The 16,956-nt window shown below is 38.4% G+C and carries 12 protein-coding genes; 3 read left to right on the forward strand and 9 right to left on the reverse strand.

The window, feature by feature from the left end:
* Positions 1-20: 20 nt before the first annotated feature.
* The 8 genes from RG571_RS09905 to RG571_RS09940 form a co-directional block, all read right to left on the reverse strand.
* Positions 21-494, reverse strand: a complete 474-nt coding sequence (locus RG571_RS09905; protein WP_002294385.1) for a Fur family transcriptional regulator — start codon at positions 492-494, stop codon at positions 21-23.
* 104 nt (positions 495-598) lie between these two features.
* Positions 599-1,462 (reverse strand): virulence factor B family protein, encoded by an 864-nt coding sequence (locus RG571_RS09910; protein ID WP_002339421.1) that lies wholly within the window; start codon positions 1,460-1,462, stop codon positions 599-601.
* A 195-nt stretch (positions 1,463-1,657) separates the two neighbouring features.
* The gene (locus RG571_RS09915; protein WP_002377646.1) at positions 1,658-3,763 is read right to left on the reverse strand and encodes a cell division site-positioning protein MapZ family protein; all 2,106 of its coding nucleotides are present in this window, start codon (positions 3,761-3,763) and stop codon (positions 1,658-1,660) included.
* A gap of 219 nt (positions 3,764-3,982) precedes the next feature.
* Positions 3,983-5,092, reverse strand: a complete 1,110-nt coding sequence (gene rpoD / locus RG571_RS09920; RefSeq protein WP_002289498.1) for an RNA polymerase sigma factor RpoD — start codon at positions 5,090-5,092, stop codon at positions 3,983-3,985.
* Between the two features lie 23 nt (positions 5,093-5,115).
* Positions 5,116-6,957 carry a DNA primase gene (dnaG, locus tag RG571_RS09925; RefSeq protein ID WP_258430549.1) on the reverse strand — a complete coding sequence of 614 codons (1,842 nt, stop codon included), beginning with the start codon at positions 6,955-6,957 and terminating at the stop codon, positions 5,116-5,118.
* A 181-nt stretch (positions 6,958-7,138) separates the two neighbouring features.
* Positions 7,139-9,454: a cation-translocating P-type ATPase gene (locus RG571_RS09930; RefSeq protein ID WP_002339424.1), complete on the reverse strand. Its 2,316-nt coding sequence runs from the start codon at positions 9,452-9,454 to the stop codon at positions 7,139-7,141.
* Between the two features lie 184 nt (positions 9,455-9,638).
* A complete protein-coding gene (locus RG571_RS09935; RefSeq protein ID WP_131774364.1) occupies positions 9,639-10,499 on the reverse strand; it encodes a DUF368 domain-containing protein in 861 nt (286 codons plus the stop codon).
* 58 nt (positions 10,500-10,557) lie between these two features.
* Complete coding sequence (locus RG571_RS09940) at positions 10,558-11,190, reverse strand: lysozyme family protein (protein WP_002289460.1); 633 nt, start codon at positions 11,188-11,190, stop codon at positions 10,558-10,560.
* A gap of 166 nt (positions 11,191-11,356) precedes the next feature.
* On the opposite strand from RG571_RS09940, the gene RG571_RS09945 reads away from it, so the two are divergent.
* Both RG571_RS09945 and mprF read left to right on the forward strand, forming a co-directional pair.
* On the forward strand, positions 11,357-12,118 hold the full coding sequence (locus RG571_RS09945) for an alpha/beta fold hydrolase (protein ID WP_002289461.1): 762 nt from the start codon (positions 11,357-11,359) through the stop codon (positions 12,116-12,118).
* Positions 12,119-12,143: 25 nt separating this feature from the next.
* Positions 12,144-14,735, forward strand: a complete 2,592-nt coding sequence (gene mprF, locus RG571_RS09950) for a bifunctional lysylphosphatidylglycerol flippase/synthetase MprF (RefSeq protein WP_002300997.1) — start codon at positions 12,144-12,146, stop codon at positions 14,733-14,735.
* A gap of 187 nt (positions 14,736-14,922) precedes the next feature.
* Here mprF and tuf read toward each other — a convergent pair whose 3' ends face one another.
* The gene (gene tuf, locus RG571_RS09955; protein WP_002289463.1) at positions 14,923-16,110 is read right to left on the reverse strand and encodes an elongation factor Tu; all 1,188 of its coding nucleotides are present in this window, start codon (positions 16,108-16,110) and stop codon (positions 14,923-14,925) included.
* A 367-nt stretch (positions 16,111-16,477) separates the two neighbouring features.
* Here tuf and RG571_RS09960 point away from each other — a divergent pair, with 367 nt between their 5' ends.
* The gene (locus RG571_RS09960; RefSeq protein ID WP_002323408.1) at positions 16,478-16,834 is read left to right on the forward strand and encodes a YxeA family protein; all 357 of its coding nucleotides are present in this window, start codon (positions 16,478-16,480) and stop codon (positions 16,832-16,834) included.
* The last annotated feature ends 122 nt before the right edge of the window (positions 16,835-16,956 follow it).

A 16,956-nucleotide genomic window follows, 5' to 3' on the forward strand; every position in this document is an offset into this window, starting at 1 on the left:
AGAAAAAGCCGTCTAGACACTCAGACGGACTGGTTTCTTTTTTCTTTTTCATAGCATTCCTGACAGATTCCATGGAACGTTAGCCGATGATCTTTTACTAAAAAATGATAACGTTCTTCTACTACTTGCTCCACTTCAAGTAAAAGATCCTCTTCTACTTCCTCGATCGTGCCGCAGTTCAAGCATAGTAAATGATGATGGAAATGTTTGGCGCCTTCTTTTCTCAAATCATAACGGGCTAATCCATCATTAAAACTTACTTTATCGACAATTTTCAATTCTGTCAAGATTTCAAGGGTTCGATAAACAGTAGCAAGTCCAATTTCCGGACTCTTTTTTTTCACTAAAAAGAAGATTTCTTCTGCAGATAAATGCTCTTTCTCATTTTCCAAAAGCACAAGCAGAGTAGCTTCTCTTTGCGGTGTCAGCTTAAACCCCGCTTCATGTAGCTGCTGTTTTGTTTTTTTCATCGCCGAAATAGCATTCATGACCATTTACTCAACCCCAACAATTTATAATAATTACAAATAAAAAAAGATATAACACTATGTTAATTAAAATTATTATAAGCTAGTTAAGAAAAACATGCAAGGGATTCTCAATTAGATTTTTTGACTAGTTTTGTCACACCGTTTTCTTGTGTAATCAATCCTTGTTTCAAAAGATTACCTAATGCGCGCTTAAATGCTCCTTTGCTGATACCAAAAGCTTTCATGATTTCTTCTGGATCCGATTTATCTGTAAAGTTGATTTGCTGATCTGCAGAACGTTCTAAAATGGTTAAAATCATTTGTGCATCATCTGATATAGCTTCATATGCTCTTGGCTTCAATGAAAGATTCAGTACACCGTCTGGTCGGACACCAATCACTCGACCTTTTATCTGCTCGCCTAGACGAGGTTCATTATATCGTTCAGAAGGATGGATAAACCCAAGATAGAAATCTTCCGTTAAAACGTACGTACCTGTTAATTTCAAGCGGTATACTGTTCCTATCACATCTTTGTTTTTCATTTCTTCTGTTCCATATTTGCTTAAAGATTTGAATATTTTTTCATCTGCTAAACTGCCCCAAATACGGTCTTTTGCATCAACTCTAAGGGAAATCATCAAGCGATCCCCTTTTTTAGGCCATAGCTCTGTCATTGTCGGCAATTCATCAAGAGATACGACAAAGTCTTTATCTGGAAGACCGATATCGACAAACGCACCTAAATCTTTTCGTGTAGCAGTAACGATTCCAAAAGCGTAATGACCGATACGGCTTTTAGGAATTTGTGTAGTGATCCGATTTTCATGTTTTTGATTTTGGTAACCGAATCCTTCAACTGCTTCACCGATTTTGTGTTCACCTTCTGATTTGCTTAAGCCAAAGGTTTGTCCGTTTTTTTGGACAAAGTAGTTTTTTTCATTTTCATCAATAATAATACCTGTAAATATAGTTGCTAATAAATCGTTCATTTTTTTCTCCCTCTATAGTGAAAGGTTTTCTTAATACATTTCTTTGCTATCATAACATAATGTTTTCTGATTGAATAGCTGACCCTTGCTTAAGGGAAATGAAAAAGGGAGTATGACAAAAATTGTGTCACATTCCCCTTTTTCGAATAAACGGTGTTAAACGGCAAGCTCACAACCTCTTTCGTTTAGCTAAAACTAATTGCTCCCATTTCCTCCGAACCACCCAGTTTTACAGTTGATCGTTACGATATAAAATGGCAAAGCACTTTCTCCAATGCCTTTCATCAATGCAGATTTTGTTGAAGTGGCATATAGATTGTAATAGCCTTCCCCATTTTCGATTCTGGCTTTTTCTAATCTGTATCCTCCTTCAACGATATATCCACGTTGGATACATGTAGCAATCACTTTGCTTTGGACACCTGGTGCCCATGTCCATGCTGGATTAGATGCATCGGCAATATCACTTGCTCTGGCAGATTTGATTGGCTGATTCGCCGAGTTTGAAGAGGAAGGGGTCGAGGATGCCGCTTCTTGCTGTGCTGCTTGTGCGACCGCAGCTTGTTGAGCGGCTTGAGCTGCAGCTGCTGCTTGAGCGGCTTGTTTTGCTTGTTCTTCAGCTGCTTTTTTCGCTTCTTCTGCTTTTTTCTTTTCCTCTTCTTCTTTTTTCTCTTTATCAGTGAGCATCTTATCTACTTGTTTCAATTGTTCATTCAACTGAGCAGATAGATCTGTATTTTTCACTTTTTCTACTGCTTCTTTTGCCGTCTTGTATTGGTCGCGTGTTGCTGAATCCACTACTTTTCCATTTTTAAAGACTATAGCTGTTTTTTCTTTAGCTGTTTGCAATTCAGCATATTGATTTTTAGCTTCTGTTTGTGCTTGTTGAATCAATTTTCCAAAATCTGTGTTATCCGTTTCGATTGCTTGGATCTCTTTATCTGCTTTCAACTTGATGTCATCTGCTAGATGATCATCGACGATGGCAGGTGCTATGAACCACTCATTCACTTTTTGGATATCTCGGATCTTAGATTGGATATCTTGGTAAGTTGTTTCTAACTCTGAATATCCTTTTTCATTCTTAAGACTGGATAAATCATTTTTTAGTTTTGATAAATCTTGATGAATCATATCTGCACGAATAAATTGATGGTGATCATCTGTATAAAAGGCAGCAAGTTTCTCATGAAGTTCTTCCATTTGTTGCTGTCTTTTTGCTTCTGCTGCTACTTCGGCTTCTACTTTTTGATGATGGTCATAATAAGCCCAGCCTCCCCCACCTAGTAGAAGAACTGCTGCTAAAGCGAGATACGGCACTTTTTTTGATTTTTTCTTTTGTGTCTTATCTAAATCTTTTTTTTCTGGGTTTGATTCTTGAGGCGTTTTTTCAGTATTTGGCACGATTGTTATTGGTTCTGTTTCTGCTTCAATCAGCTCAGGCTGGTTCTCTTCTTTTTCTATTTTAGCTTCAAGAGCAGTGCTATCTTCACTTGCAGATTGAGTTTCAGCATCGGCTTCATTATTTATTCCATCCGACTCTGTTGCCTTCTTGTCTGCTTTTTCGAGCATTTCTTTTTTATCTGCTTCCGGCAACCCATTCGATTTCTCGTCTTCTGATTGTTTTTCAGACAATGTTTCAGTTTTTTCCGGGATATCCGTTTTTAGATCATTCGTTTTTAATGATTCTTTACCTGCAGCGTTTACTCCACTAATGTCTTTTTCAGTGTCTTTTTCAGCTTCATGTTCTGGTTCTACTTTGTTTTCCTGTGCAATTTTTTCACTGATCATTTTGAGCAGCTCTTCCGCATGCTCTTCCTTTGTATCTTCACGATGTGCTTTGATATAAGCGGATAGTATCGAATTTTCTTCCTCATTATCGACGATTTCTTTCAGTTCAGCTACTCTTCTTTTTTGTTTTGATTCAAGCGTTTCTTCTTGATTCTTTCCTGATTCTTCCGAAGTCTCATGAACAGTTGCTTTCTTCTGTTCCCTTTTTTCTTTATTGGCTACTTTATCGTGAGTAGATGATACATCGTCTTCTGGTTCTGTTTTTTCGAATAATTCCATCACGGATTCGAGAGGTAAATCTTTCAATTCCGACCATTCGATTGGATCGTTTAATTCTGTATCAGGAAAGACTGCATCTTCAGTTGATTTATCCTGCATAGCTGCATCTGTATTTGTTTCTTCAATTGATTCTTTTATTTGCTGATCTTCTGCAGTTATTTGATGACCGCAGTCTGGACAGATAGTATTCTGCTCCATTTTTTTCGATCCGCAATTTGGACATTTTTTCATCACTTAGCGATCGGCTCCTTTACTAGGTTTACGCTACCATTTAATCTATCATATTCTATACGTCACGCCAATAGCTTATTTATAGGATTTACTTAAAAATAATGAATGAATTTCCTTCCTATAGAAAAAAAAGCTTGAGACTGCGTAGTCTCAAGCTTTTTTTCTTTTAAAATAAACCAAACAGTTTTACTGATTTCTCTTCTGGTCAATAGTCCACGCTTATTCTAAGAAGTCTTTTAATTGTTTTGAACGAGAAGGATGGCGCAATTTTCTTAATGCTTTAGCCTCGATCTGACGAATACGTTCCCGAGTAACACCAAATACTTTCCCCACTTCTTCCAATGTTCTCGTCCGGCCATCATCTAAACCAAAACGTAAACGAAGGACATTTTCCTCCCGGTCAGTCAATGTATCTAGTACATCTTCCAATTGTTCTTTTAGTAACTCATAAGCTGCGTGTTCTGCTGGACTTGTTGCTTCCTGGTCTTCTATGAAATCACCTAAGTGAGAGTCATCTTCTTCACCGATTGGCGTTTCAAGTGAAACAGGTTCTTGCGCGATTTTCAAGATTTCTCGGACTTTTTCTGTTGGAAGATCCATTTCCGCACCGATTTCTTCTGGCGTAGGTTCTCTTCCAAGGTCTTGCAGCAATTGACGTTGGATACGTATCAATTTATTAATTGTTTCAACCATATGAACTGGAATACGGATCGTACGTGCTTGGTCAGCGATTGCTCGAGTGATGGCTTGACGAATCCACCATGTAGCATAGGTTGAAAACTTAAATCCTTTGCGGTAGTCAAATTTTTCAACTGCCTTCATCAGTCCCATGTTTCCTTCTTGGATCAAGTCAAGGAACTGCATGCCTCGTCCTACATAACGTTTAGCGATACTTACTACTAAACGAAGGTTTGCTTCTGCCAGACGCTGTTTCGCTTCTTGGTCGCCTTCTTCGATTTTCAATGCTAACGCTACTTCTTCTTCCGCAGTTAAAAGGGAGACACGGCCAATTTCTTTCAGATACATACGAACCGGGTCATTGATTTTTACACCGGTTGGCGCAGATAGATCTTCTGTTTTTGCTTGTTCAGCTTTTTTCTCAGCACTCTTCAAGCTGTGAATTGATGGATCACCATTTTCATCCACCACACTGATACCTGCGTCTTCAATCTTTTGGATCAATTTGTCCATTTCATCTGCATTCAAAGTGAATGGTGTAGCAAGCTGATTGGATAAATCATCATATACAACTTGTCGTTTGGGTTTGTTTTCTTTGATGAAAGCTGCTACTGCTGCTTCATACGTTTTTTTATCTGTTCCATTTGCCATAAAAGAAGGCCCCCCTTGAGTAGCTATTTGGCTTGTTTTAACTGTTTCGTTAAATTGATGATTTCAATCGTCAATTCAAGCTCAAGCTGTTTGTTTCCAGTTCGTCTGGCTTCTTGCTGCATTTGTTTTTTTAATGTTATTTCATCAGCTAAGCCAGATTTGCTGATCACATCTAGCAAGTCTTGGATTTCTCGTGGCGAACTTTCTTCTGCCACCGGTAAATATTCGATTTCCACCACCAACCGCCTTAAATTTTCATCTTGCAAAAAGTCTAAAAACTCTGCAAGGTTGAATTCATAATGTTGTGAGACATATGCATCGAATAAAAAATAAACTTCTGCATATGCATCATGAATAAACTGAAATTCTCGTTCTTTTAAAATATTACGGACAGAAACTTCTTTAAATGCACGATATAATAGAATCTGCTCTGCCTTTTCTACTTGCGTCAAAGGTCTCTTTTTCCGTGCAGTTTCTTGTCTCGTAACCTGAGTGTGTTGACTTTCCTGAGGTTCTTGACGATTTTGCTGATTTGTCCTTCGAAGATCGCGCAGTTGTTTTTGTATCGTCTCTCTGCCGATCTGAAACTCTGTTGACAGTTGAGATAGATACATATCTTGTTCGATTGGTGAAACAACTCGGCTAAGTTCAACTAGTAATTCTTCGAGGTATTCGATCTTGTCTTTTTCATTATCTAAATTTTTCCCTTGTTTTAAATAACGTGATTTAAAAGTAAAGACTGTTTCGCGCCCATGAGCCACTAATTCTTGGAAAGATGCTTCTCCATACTTACGGAGATATTCATCAGGATCAAGCTTTTCTGGAACGACTACGACAGAAAGTGCTAATCGACTGTTTTGCCGAAGCAATTCAATCCCTCGATTGGTTGCTTCAAAACCTGCGTTGTCTCCGTCATAGCAAAAGACCAATTCTTTCGTCACCTTTTCCATCTGTTGGATCTGTTGAGCTGTTAGACTTGTCCCCATAGAAGCTAATCCAGTTTTGATACCAGCCTGCCATGCAGCAATCACATCCATAAACCCTTCGAACAACAAAATTTCTCCGTTTTTCCGGATATCGCTTCTTGCTTTATCAAGATTAAATAAAACTTGTCTTTTATTGAACAGTTCTGTTTCTGGACTATTCAAGTATTTGGGCTGATCTTTTTCCTGCCCTTTTTCAGGTGCAAGCCAGCGTCCTGAAAAACCGATCGTCTGGCCTTGAGAATTACGAAGTGGAAACATCACTCTTTGATAAAAACGATCAGACATACGGCCATCATCATGCGTGACAAACAATCCAGAGCGTTCTAACAATTCATTTGAAATTGATTCATTCTTGAATACTTGCTGAAGAAAAGAACGCTCATTAGGTGCAAAACCTATGTTGAATTCTTCAATTAATTCTAAAGACAACCCACGACTTTGCAAATATTCTAAAGCTGGCTGTCCAGCTTTTGTATGCAATAGCATGTGATGATAGATTTCCGCTGCTTTTTCATGAGCAGCAATCAGTTTCCCCGTAGCAGATTCAGGATTTTGGACAGCTATAGTACGCTGACGCCATTGATCTTCTAACGGTATCTGTTCGAAGTCTGCCACTTTTACCACTGCTTCTGGAAAACTTAGACCTTCTAGTTCTTGAAGAAAAGTAAACACGTTTCCGCCCTTACCACAACCAAAGCAATGAAAAATCTGCTTGTCTTCTGCAACAGAAAAAGACGGTGTACGTTCTTCATGAAAAGGGCACAGCCCCAAGTAATTTTTACCAGACTTTTTCAACTGGACATATTGTCCAATCACCTCAACGATATTCGTTTGACTGCGTACTGTTTCGATAACCTCTTGAGGAATCCGTTGAGCCATTTTTTCACCCCCTGCTCTATTGATATCTTTTGGGTTTAACAGAAGATATTTCAGGAGAATAACCGGTAAAAAATCGCACTAACTGAAATCAGTGCGATTTTAAAGGACACAATTATACATGTTTGATTGTATCATATTTCATTGCTTTTTCAAGTATAACACATTTCTATCTCATTAAGCATCAATTTGCTACTCTTTTCAGTAACTGATTTTGAATATCAGCCTTCCAGTACAATACTCGAAGAATAATATTTACGAGCATGAATACAAAGAAGTATCCTACGCTCTCTCCCAACCCTAAGTTTACTTCCAAAATTCCATGGAACAGCATTGCAGCTACATATATCCCTACGATCGTCGTTACTGCTAGGAAGATGCGCAATGGGTTGAAGGGATAACAAGCTTTTACAACTGCCATGCAACTGATCCCAATCAGCAAGTAATACATCAAAGTAGTAGTTTCAGCATTTCCCCATGCGAATGTTTTTCCAAGTAGATACACCGCAATGATATTCACTACTACAAGCAAGGCATTTGGTAAAGCATTAATAAGTGCTGTAGGCAAATAACGGTAAGTGATTTTTCTTTTATCTTGTTCAAAAGATAAAAAGAAGGAAGGATACCCTTCAATCGCTAAATCAATCAGCGTGATTTGGATAGGGATAAACGGAAATCCAATTGCTGTAACGGCACATATAATCGATAAAATAAATGAATAAATCGTTTTGATAAAAAAGATGCCTGAGACTTTCGTCACATTGTTGACCACTCGGCGTCCTTCAAACAGGACTTCTGGCAATGTAGTAAAATCAGAGTCCAACAATACCAGATTCGCAATCTGACGTGTTGCTCCATCACCTTCTGCCATAGCAATGCTGCAATCTGCTTCTCTTAACGCCAAAACATCATTCACACCGTCGCCTGTCATTGCAACCGTTCGGCCGCTTTCTTTCAATTCATTTACCAGCAATTTCTTTTGCTGAGGACTCACTCGTCCAAAAACCGTATAGCGATGAGCAGCTTCTCGCACTTCCATTTCTTCAGTAATTTGAGAAAGATCGACATACGCATCATAATTCGGTAATCCTGCACGTCTAGCGATATTGGAGACAGTAAAAGGATTGTCTCCAGAAATCACTTTCAGATCCACACCTTCCTCATGAAGATAAGCTAGTGTTTCTTGAGCGTTTTTTCGGATTGGATCATCGATTTCAAACAGAGCAACCGGCTCAACAAATGCTGGTTTTTCTTCGTTCAATTGCTGATTTGGAGCGATCCCCAACATAAGTACGCGATAGCCATTCGCTTGGGCTGTTTTTAGACTGTCCGGAAGCCGATCTTCTTCCACCAAACGTTCAGGCGCTCCTACGTACACGACTCCCAGTTCTGGAAATTCCATCGCGCCCCATTTGCGATCAGAAGAAAATGCGACTTTGTTTGTCACATCATACCGATTAGAAAGCTCAAAATAATCTCTCATAGCCCGCATAGTGATGTTGTTATCACTGCTTTCTGCCAGATACGTCCCCATAATTTCTGGGATGGCTTTCTCGTACAGCGGATGTAGTGCTTCTACCCGCTGGATACTCATTTTTCCTTCAGTAATGGTCCCTGTTTTATCCAAGCATAATGTATCAACATGGGCCAGCGTTTCAATTGAATACATGTCTTGAACAAGGATTCGTTTTTTTGCCAGTTTGGTTACCCCTGTCGTTAATGCAATACTTATTAGCAATACCAAACCCTTTGGAAGCATGCCTAACAAAGCTGCTGCAGATGCAATAACAGAAATTTTGATAGAAGCATCGCGGATGAACAGTGCTTCCAAAAATAGTATGATCCCCAAAGGAATAATCACGAAACTAGTGAATTTGGATACTTTGCGAATCGAATCTACAAGTTCAGAACGAATAGCTTTGTGAGTCTTTGCCTCGCTAGTCAAGCGGACAGCATAATTATCTGCACCTACTCGGATAACTTCAGCCATGACAGAACCGCTTGTCAAAAAGCTTCCAGAAAGCAATTCAGCTCCAGTTTCTTTGACAATCAAATCAGATTCGCCTGTCAAAAGAGCTTCATTTGCTTCTGCCCGTCCAGATATAACCTGTAAATCGGCTGGTATCTGTTCTCCTGCTCCGATTTTTACCAAATCTCCTAATACCAGCTCTTTAGTAGAAATCGATTGTTCTTTACCGTCCCGGATTACTAGTACTTCTGATTGGGAAACAATCGATAATTTCCGTACAAGATTTCTTGCATGTATTTCTTGATAAATTCCAATAACGATATTGACGACAATAATTGCTAAATACGCCATGTTGGAATACGCACCTACAAATAACAGACAAATCCCAATACCAAAGTTCAGAAAATTGAATAACGTCAATATATTATCGCTGAATATTTGTTTTGTACTTTTTGATGCATCTTCCTGGTAGTCATTTTGCTGGCCAGAAGCCATTTTCTGAACTACCTCTTGCTGTGTAAGTCCATTCATTTTCTTTTTCTCCATTTTCCGCCAACTTTCAAAAATAATCACGTGTTTAAGTCTAGCGTGTTCCAAGATTAAAAACAACTTGTTTTTATAAAATTTATAGAAAAACACACGAATGATTTTACAAAAAAGATGCCAACCTTTTTGTTTGAATCACCCGTGTGCTGTTTTTATTATCAATCTATCTTTACTTATATTGTTCCTCCAAACGGCTCATCCACCAACCTAGTGCTGTACCGGCTATAAAAAGAACAGGACAAGCTAGCACCCCAGCAACTCCCAATCCCGCGTAATCGGTAGGAATGATCATAATCGTTGAAGCAAAAACTACACCTAAAATGAAATGGAATAGCTTGCTATATGCCTTTGAGAAAATGTAATCCATGATTTTTGACAATCCAAGAACACAAAGAATCCCACCAATTCCGATCGGCACAATCACTTCAAGTCGTACTTCTTTAAATCCGTCAGCCATCGCTTTATACAATCCCATATACACCAAAAAATTAGAAGGGCTCAATCCTGGGACGATCATACCCAAACCAATCAATCCGCCGGCAATCAGCCATGTTCCAAAATTCTGATCGACTTGCCCGTCAAATAATTGAGCGCCGTATAATAAAAACAAATAAGCCAGAACAAAAGTAACAACCATGATGATCACATCAGAAGTATCTCTTCCTTTTTTCCCTGCTTCTTTCCATAACGCAGGAACAGTTCCAGCGATACATCCGACAAAAAACCATAATATCGTTGTTTCATACGCACCTAATAAAAAACTGACTAAAAAAGAAAGTAGAAAGATGCCTGTCACTCCGCCTAGACCAACAGGCAGAAAAAACAAAACATTTTCTTTGAAATTTTTTGTAAGGTGGGCTAAAAAAGAAATCAGCCGCTCATACATGCCAAAGACAGCTGCTAATACACCACCGCTGACTCCTGGCAAGATAAATCCTGAACCGATAAACATTCCCTTCACAAACCGTAACATCCAGTCTTTGGTTGTGTACCCCACTTTTTGATTTTCCATTTTTTGCCTTTTTTCCACTATTTGCGCACTCCTTCTTTCATTTAATTTTATTCATGATTGAACATTTCCTGCTATTTTACTTAAAGACTTTTTCATAGGTCTCTATTATTTTTTCATTCATTTTGACAATATCAGGATAAAACATGTTACCTCCATTATGATAGAGATAGCCGCCATTGTAAAGCAAGGACTGGATCCGCCAATATCGGTATTGTTTCCCTTCCTCATTTCCTAAAAGTGGGCTCAGCACATCTTTAGAATACGCTTCTGCTAATTCTACTGTGTTTTCTCCGCCATGATTTTTTACATAGGCAATATAATCTTTCCCAAAATTATATGCTTGGACAGCTGTCCATAAATCGCATCCTTGTTTCTTTGCTTCTACTATCATTTCCGCCAAATATTTGACACCTTGATCAATACTGTCAGCTGGATTATCAATGATCTCAGCTTCTCCATGCAGACTTTCCGAGCTCTGCATGAGATCTGTCCCTTTTCCTTTTGATTCGGTCAATATTATCGCCTTGATCAAATTCTCGTAGTTTTCCATATGATAATTTTTTGCAGCTGTTGTTATTTCTATTTGATAGCTTTCCACTCGTTTTACCGAACGATAAGTTCTTCCTCCTAAAAACAACACCGCACCAATAACCGTCAGAATGATCATGTAAAAAAGAATACGGATAATAGATAATCGTTTTCGCTTCATTTCATCACCTAGTTATTTTGACATCTTTTTTTATCTTACTATTTCTTTATCTTCTTGGCTATTTCTTCCTTGATTTCTGTGTACGCCTTAAGAAAAAATGAATTTTCCTGTATTTTTTGTCATCTTACGAAAATGATCGTTGTTTTTCAGTAAAAACAATTGCCCAATGACTGATATAATCGTTATACTTTACACAGTAGGTGATTATGTGAAAAAAGAAAAGAAATATGCAAAAATGCCAGATGGGAGCGAAATTTACTATGAAAAGAGCGGTCAAGGCTTCCCTCTCTTTTTACTGCATGGCAATGACGGCAGCGGCCGCTTTTTTTCAGAACAGGTCCCTGTACTCGAACGCTACTATACCGTGTATCTAGTAGATAGCCGAGGACATGGTCGTTCGACAAACGAAGCATCTATGTTGAATTTTCAGTTAATGGCCGAGGATCTGAATACGATCATGTTGCTGGAAAAAATCGATCAGGCAGATTTTCTTGGATTTAGTGATGGAGCAAATCTAGCACTGGTATTTGCCAGCAGCTTCCCTAAAAAAGTTCATCGATTGATTTTAAATTCTGGAAACACGCTTGTTAAAGGCGTTCGTTTTTCTGCCAGAGTCATCAGTAATATTCATTATGCATGGGTATGGTTACTCTCTTTATTTCGCCCAAGTCTTCGCAAAAATCTTTTAGTTATCAAACTTTTGCTGCATGACATCGGGCTTACAGAAAATGATTTAAAAAAAATCAACTCCCCCACTTTGATCATCGTGGGAAAAAAAGATGTAATCAAGCTAAAACATTCTTTGTATATAGCTAAAACTATACCAAAAGCTTCCTTTGTGCTTGTGAAAGAACAAGGACATGAATTAGCTAGAAAAGATCCTGAACGCTTCAATCGAGAAGTTCTTCAATTTCTTTCTGAAACATAACTATTAGGAATAGAAGGTGATTTATTTGTTAAAAAATACTATACAATGGCTGAAAAACCACCTAGGACTGTTCAAAACAATCTTTTTGATTTCTGTCATTGTCATTATTGTCGGTGAATTGATGTCCATCGGTAAAACTCTATCTATCCAGCAATTAGGAGAAACGTTTGCCACTATACCTGTATGGAAAAGCGGACTTATGCTGTTGATTGGTCTTGTCTCTGTGTTACCTATGATTGGTTATGATATTATTTTGAATCGGATGCTTGAACAAAAGCAGAATCCTCGTTACTTGTTTGAGACAAGCTGGCTGATCAATACAATCAACAATATTGCCGGTTTCGGCGGGTTTGTTAGTGTGGGGCTTCGCTCTGAACTATATGGACAAAAGAAAGAGAGCAGAAACGTGATCCAAGCATTATCGAAAGTTTTCTTGTTTTTGATGGCTGGACTTTCTATTTACAGTCTGCTTTCTTTTTTACTTGTAGTCTTCACGCCAGTTGCTCCTTTTTTGAAGCAATATTGGATATGGTTGATCGGCGGCGGTCTATATTTTCCTGTCGTCTTTTTATTTACTACTTTCAAAAAGAAAGGATTCCTTGGTGGTACCTCACTTAAAACTCAAGGACAGCTATTGCTAGTTTCATTGTTGGAATGGACCGGTGTCCTGTTTAGTTTCCTTTCTGTTGGTTATTTAATGGAAATCCGGATTGATCTGTGGCAAACAATTCCGTTATTCATTGCTGCTTCAGTGATAGGAATCGTGTCTATGATTCCAGGAGAAATTGGGAGTTTCGATGTAATGATGATTATCGGGTTGTCCGCTATTGGTGTGCCAAGAGAAATAGTCGTTGTGTGGATCTTGCTCTATCGCCTGTTCTACTACATCATTCCGTTTTTGATTGGAATCGTCTTTTTCTTCAAAAATATCGGTTCCACTTTTGATCAGCGTTATTCTGGTATCCCTAAACAATTAGCAACAGAAATTGCGCATAAAATCGTGGTTGTCTTATTATACTTTTCTGGAATCATGCTAGTACTTTCTGCCACTATCCCGCAAGCTTTTACAGAGTTTCGCTGGCTTCACAGTTTGAACCCATTGAAATTTCATTTTATTATCCAATTTCCTAGTATACTATTGGGATTTCTTTTAATCATTATGGGCAGAGGGATCGCAGCACGTGTGAAACGAGCATATTTGCCTACAATCTTCTTGATTGTTCTAGCTTTACTTTATGTTTTATTAAGTGATTTTAGTTTCACACCGGTGGTTTTCTTGTCTATTCTGCTTCTGATCATTCTTGCTTCTAAAAACGAATTATTTCGGGAACAATTGATCTATTCATGGGAGTGGCGTACGATCGATGGAATCATTATTGGTGCACTGTCCTTGCTTTACATCGTTATTGGGGTATACAATCTGCCGGATTTCCCTCATCGGCGTCACCATTTTATTTCCTTTTTCTTATTTCCTTCTGAAAAGATTTGGTTTTCGGGATTGTTGGCCATCATCGCTGTTAGTTTCATGATCGTTCTATTTGTTCATTTCCTTCAAGGAGAAAAGAAACAGATTGGCGAAGCCTTTAATGAAGAAAAGGCCCTGAAGATCCTTACAACTTATGGAGGAAACTCCGATAGTCAATTGATCTTCTTAAAAGATAAGCGGATGTTTGCCTATGAAAAAGACGGTGAACCAACTGTTCTTCTCCAATTCGCTTGCTTCAATAATAAATGTATTGTAATGGGTGATCCTTCTGGTAAGAAAGAAGATTTTCCAGAAGCAATCGAAGCTTTTATCGAAGAAACAGATCGACTATGCTATTTACCAGTTTTCTACGAAACAAGCGAAGAGATTGTTATGATTTTGCATGAATTCGGCTACGATTTCATTAAGATGGGGGAAGAAGCTTATGTAGACCTGAATAGTTTTACAACTTCAGGGAAAAAAATGAAGGGCACTCGTGCTGTCTTGAATCGGATCGAACGAGAAGGATTTACATTTGATGTCTTACAACCACCATTTTCTACTGAGCAAATGAGTACTTTCAAAAATATCTCTGATAATTGGTTGGGTTCACGAAAGGAAAAAGGGTTTTCTTTAGGCTTTTTCTCTGAAGATTATCTACAAAGAGCGCCTATTGCAGTTGTCAAAAATACCCAAGAAGAAATTGTCGCTTTTGCAACGATCATGCCTACTTACACGAACAATAAAGTAGGAACGATTGATCTGATGCGATATGATCCTAAAAAAGCACCTTCTGGCAGTATGGATTTCTTGTTCTTGCATTTGTTTGCCTATATGAAAGAAGAACATATCCAATGGTTCAATTTAGGGATGGCCCCTCTTTCAAATGTCGGAACTTCCAGAAAGAGTTTTTTACAGGAAAGGATTGCATACTTGGTTTACGAGTTTGGTTCTCATTTTTATTCTTTCCATGGATTAAGAGAATATAAAAGCAAGTACGCTACAAACTGGGTCTCACGTTATACTCTATATTCTAGAGATAGTTGGATTGCATATGTTATGATTGCTTTGCTGATTATTGATAATGCGCCAGTTGAGCAGACACAAGGTAGAATAAGTGGTTTGAAAAAATGGATACGAAGAAAGTATTAAAAACTGCATACCGATAGATGAACACTCTCATGATGAATAAAAGAGACTGAAGTAAAACGAAAGTTCATGCTTCTACAATCTCTTCTTATACAATTGAAGAACAAAGAGCGGTCCAAACAGAAATCCTGTTTGGACCGCTCTTTTATTTTAAACATTTTTCATTACCAAAATATTCGAGTCGCGTTTCTTATGCTTCGATCTCTGTAACGATACCTGAACCTACTGTCCGTCCGCCTTCACGAATTGAGAATGTCGTTCCGTTTTCAACAGCGATTGGATGGATCAAGTCAACATCAATCGTCACGTTGTCACCAGGCATGACCATTTCTGTATCTTCTGGCAATGTGATTGTTCCTGTAACATCAGTTGTGCGGAAGTAGAACTGTGGACGATAGTTGTTGAAGAATGGAGTATGACGTCCACCTTCTTCTTTTGTCAACACGTACACTTCTGCTTTGAATTTTGTATGTGGAGTAATGGAACCTGGTTTAGCAAGTACTTGTCCACGTTCGATATCGTCACGTTGGATCCCCCGTAACAACACGCCTACGTTATCCCCAGCTTCCCCGTAATCTAACGTTTTACGGAACATTTCTACACCTGTTACAACTGCTTTTTGTGTTTCAGGTTTGATCCCTACGATCTCTACCTCATCACCGACACGAACAGCACCACGATCAATACGACCTGAGGCAACAGTTCCTCGACCTGTAATTGAGAAGACGTCTTCCACTGGCAATAGTAATGGTTTATCTGTATCACGTTCTGGTGTTGGGATATATTCATCTACTGTATCCATCAATTCCATAATAGCAGCTTCAGCATCTGGATCGCCTTGCAATGCTTTTAATGCGGAACCTTTGATCACAGGAGTGTCATCGCCTGGGAAACCATATTCGCTCAATAACTCGCGAACTTCCATTTCTACCAAATCGATCAATTCTTCATCATCGACTAAATCAACTTTGTTCAAGAAAACAATCAGGTATTTTACACCAACTTGGCGTGACAATAAAATGTGTTCACGTGTTTGAGGCATCGGACCGTCAGTTGCAGAAACAACTAAGATTGCACCATCCATTTGTGCTGCCCCTGTAATCATGTTTTTCACATAGTCCGCGTGTCCTGGTGCATCAATATGCGCGTAGTGGCGTTTTTCTGTTTCATATTCTACGTGTGCGGTATTGATCGTAATCCCACGTTCACGTTCTTCTGGAGCTGCATCAATACTAGCATAGTCTTGAGGATTTGCTAGGCCTTTTTTGCCTAATACTGTAGTGATCGCAGCAGTTAAAGTAGTTTTCCCATGGTCAACGTGTCCAATCGTACCAATGTTAACGTGTGGTTTACTTCTGTCATAATGTTCTTTTGCCATAATTTACAAACCTCCTAAATAATATAGATCACTGAAAAATTTCAGCTCTCACCTTTTTATTATAGTCTTTTTTTGACTAAATCAAAAAGAATACGTCCGACTTACTTTTTGTAAGATTCGAACTAAGCTTATTATATGTCAATATTGGTCAAAGTCAACTAAGAGCACTCGCTTGTCTTATACGCGAAAAAAGTACCTTTTATAAATAAAAAAATGTGTTTTTTGAGAAAAACTTCAAGATAGTCCTTAACTTTCTTTTGAAGCAATAAGAACAAAATGAGGAAAAGTTTAAAATTCAGCTGTTGCCAACAACTTTCAATAGACGAAATCTTCTATTTCGTTAATAATAAGGAAAGAGGTGAAGTACATGAAAAAATTAATTGGCGTACTTGTCGTTTTAGGCATATTTCTCGGCGGAAGTTTTGCAGCTTATCATTATTTTTACGGCGGCGAAGCTTATTATACAAAAATCACGACGAATGGCGAAATGTCAGCTACCCAAGCAGATAGCGGAGAGAAATTCACGACTTATACCTACAAGCAAGCGGCTTATAATAAAGATGGTGAAAAAAAACAGGTGACGCTTCGCGAAGAAAGAGAACATCCATTAAAGATGAATGCGTATCTTAAACTCAAAGTCAATCCTCGTAAAGGTGTATTAAGCTGGGAAGAAATAAAGGCTTCTGAAGTGCCTAAAAATGCGGCAGAAAAAATCGATAATTAGTAAATGGTCTTAAAATTTTATTAGATAAAAAGAGGCTGGGACAGAAGCGTTTAACTCCAAAAAATAAGAAGGAGTTGCTTCTGCTTCCGCCGTTTATACGTGTTTAGAGCGTGAGACAAAAG

It is taken from the genome of Enterococcus sp. FR204 (assembly GCF_031143325.1).
Taxonomy (GTDB): domain Bacteria; phylum Bacillota; class Bacilli; order Lactobacillales; family Enterococcaceae; genus Enterococcus_B; species Enterococcus_B faecium.

Excerpts from the sequence above, each read along its gene's own strand:
- RG571_RS09905 (WP_002294385.1), bottom strand. The coding sequence starts at position 494 with ATGGTCATGAATGCTATTTCGGCGATGAAAAAAACAAAACAGCAGCTA.
- RG571_RS09910 (WP_002339421.1), bottom strand. The coding sequence starts at position 1,462 with ATGAACGATTTATTAGCAACTATATTTACAGGTATTATTATTGATGAA.
- RG571_RS09915 (WP_002377646.1), bottom strand. The coding sequence starts at position 3,763 with ATGAAAAAATGTCCAAATTGCGGATCGAAAAAAATGGAGCAGAATACT.
- rpoD (WP_002289498.1), bottom strand. The coding sequence starts at position 5,092 with ATGGCAAATGGAACAGATAAAAAAACGTATGAAGCAGCAGTAGCAGCT.
- dnaG (WP_258430549.1), bottom strand. The coding sequence starts at position 6,957 with ATGGCTCAACGGATTCCTCAAGAGGTTATCGAAACAGTACGCAGTCAA.
- RG571_RS09930 (WP_002339424.1), bottom strand. The coding sequence starts at position 9,454 with ATGAATGGACTTACACAGCAAGAGGTAGTTCAGAAAATGGCTTCTGGC.
- RG571_RS09940 (WP_002289460.1), bottom strand. The coding sequence starts at position 11,190 with ATGAAGCGAAAACGATTATCTATTATCCGTATTCTTTTTTACATGATC.
- RG571_RS09945 (WP_002289461.1), top strand. The coding sequence starts at position 11,357 with ATGACTGATATAATCGTTATACTTTACACAGTAGGTGATTATGTGAAA.
- tuf (WP_002289463.1), bottom strand. The coding sequence starts at position 16,110 with ATGGCAAAAGAACATTATGACAGAAGTAAACCACACGTTAACATTGGT.
- RG571_RS09960 (WP_002323408.1), top strand. The coding sequence starts at position 16,478 with ATGAAAAAATTAATTGGCGTACTTGTCGTTTTAGGCATATTTCTCGGC.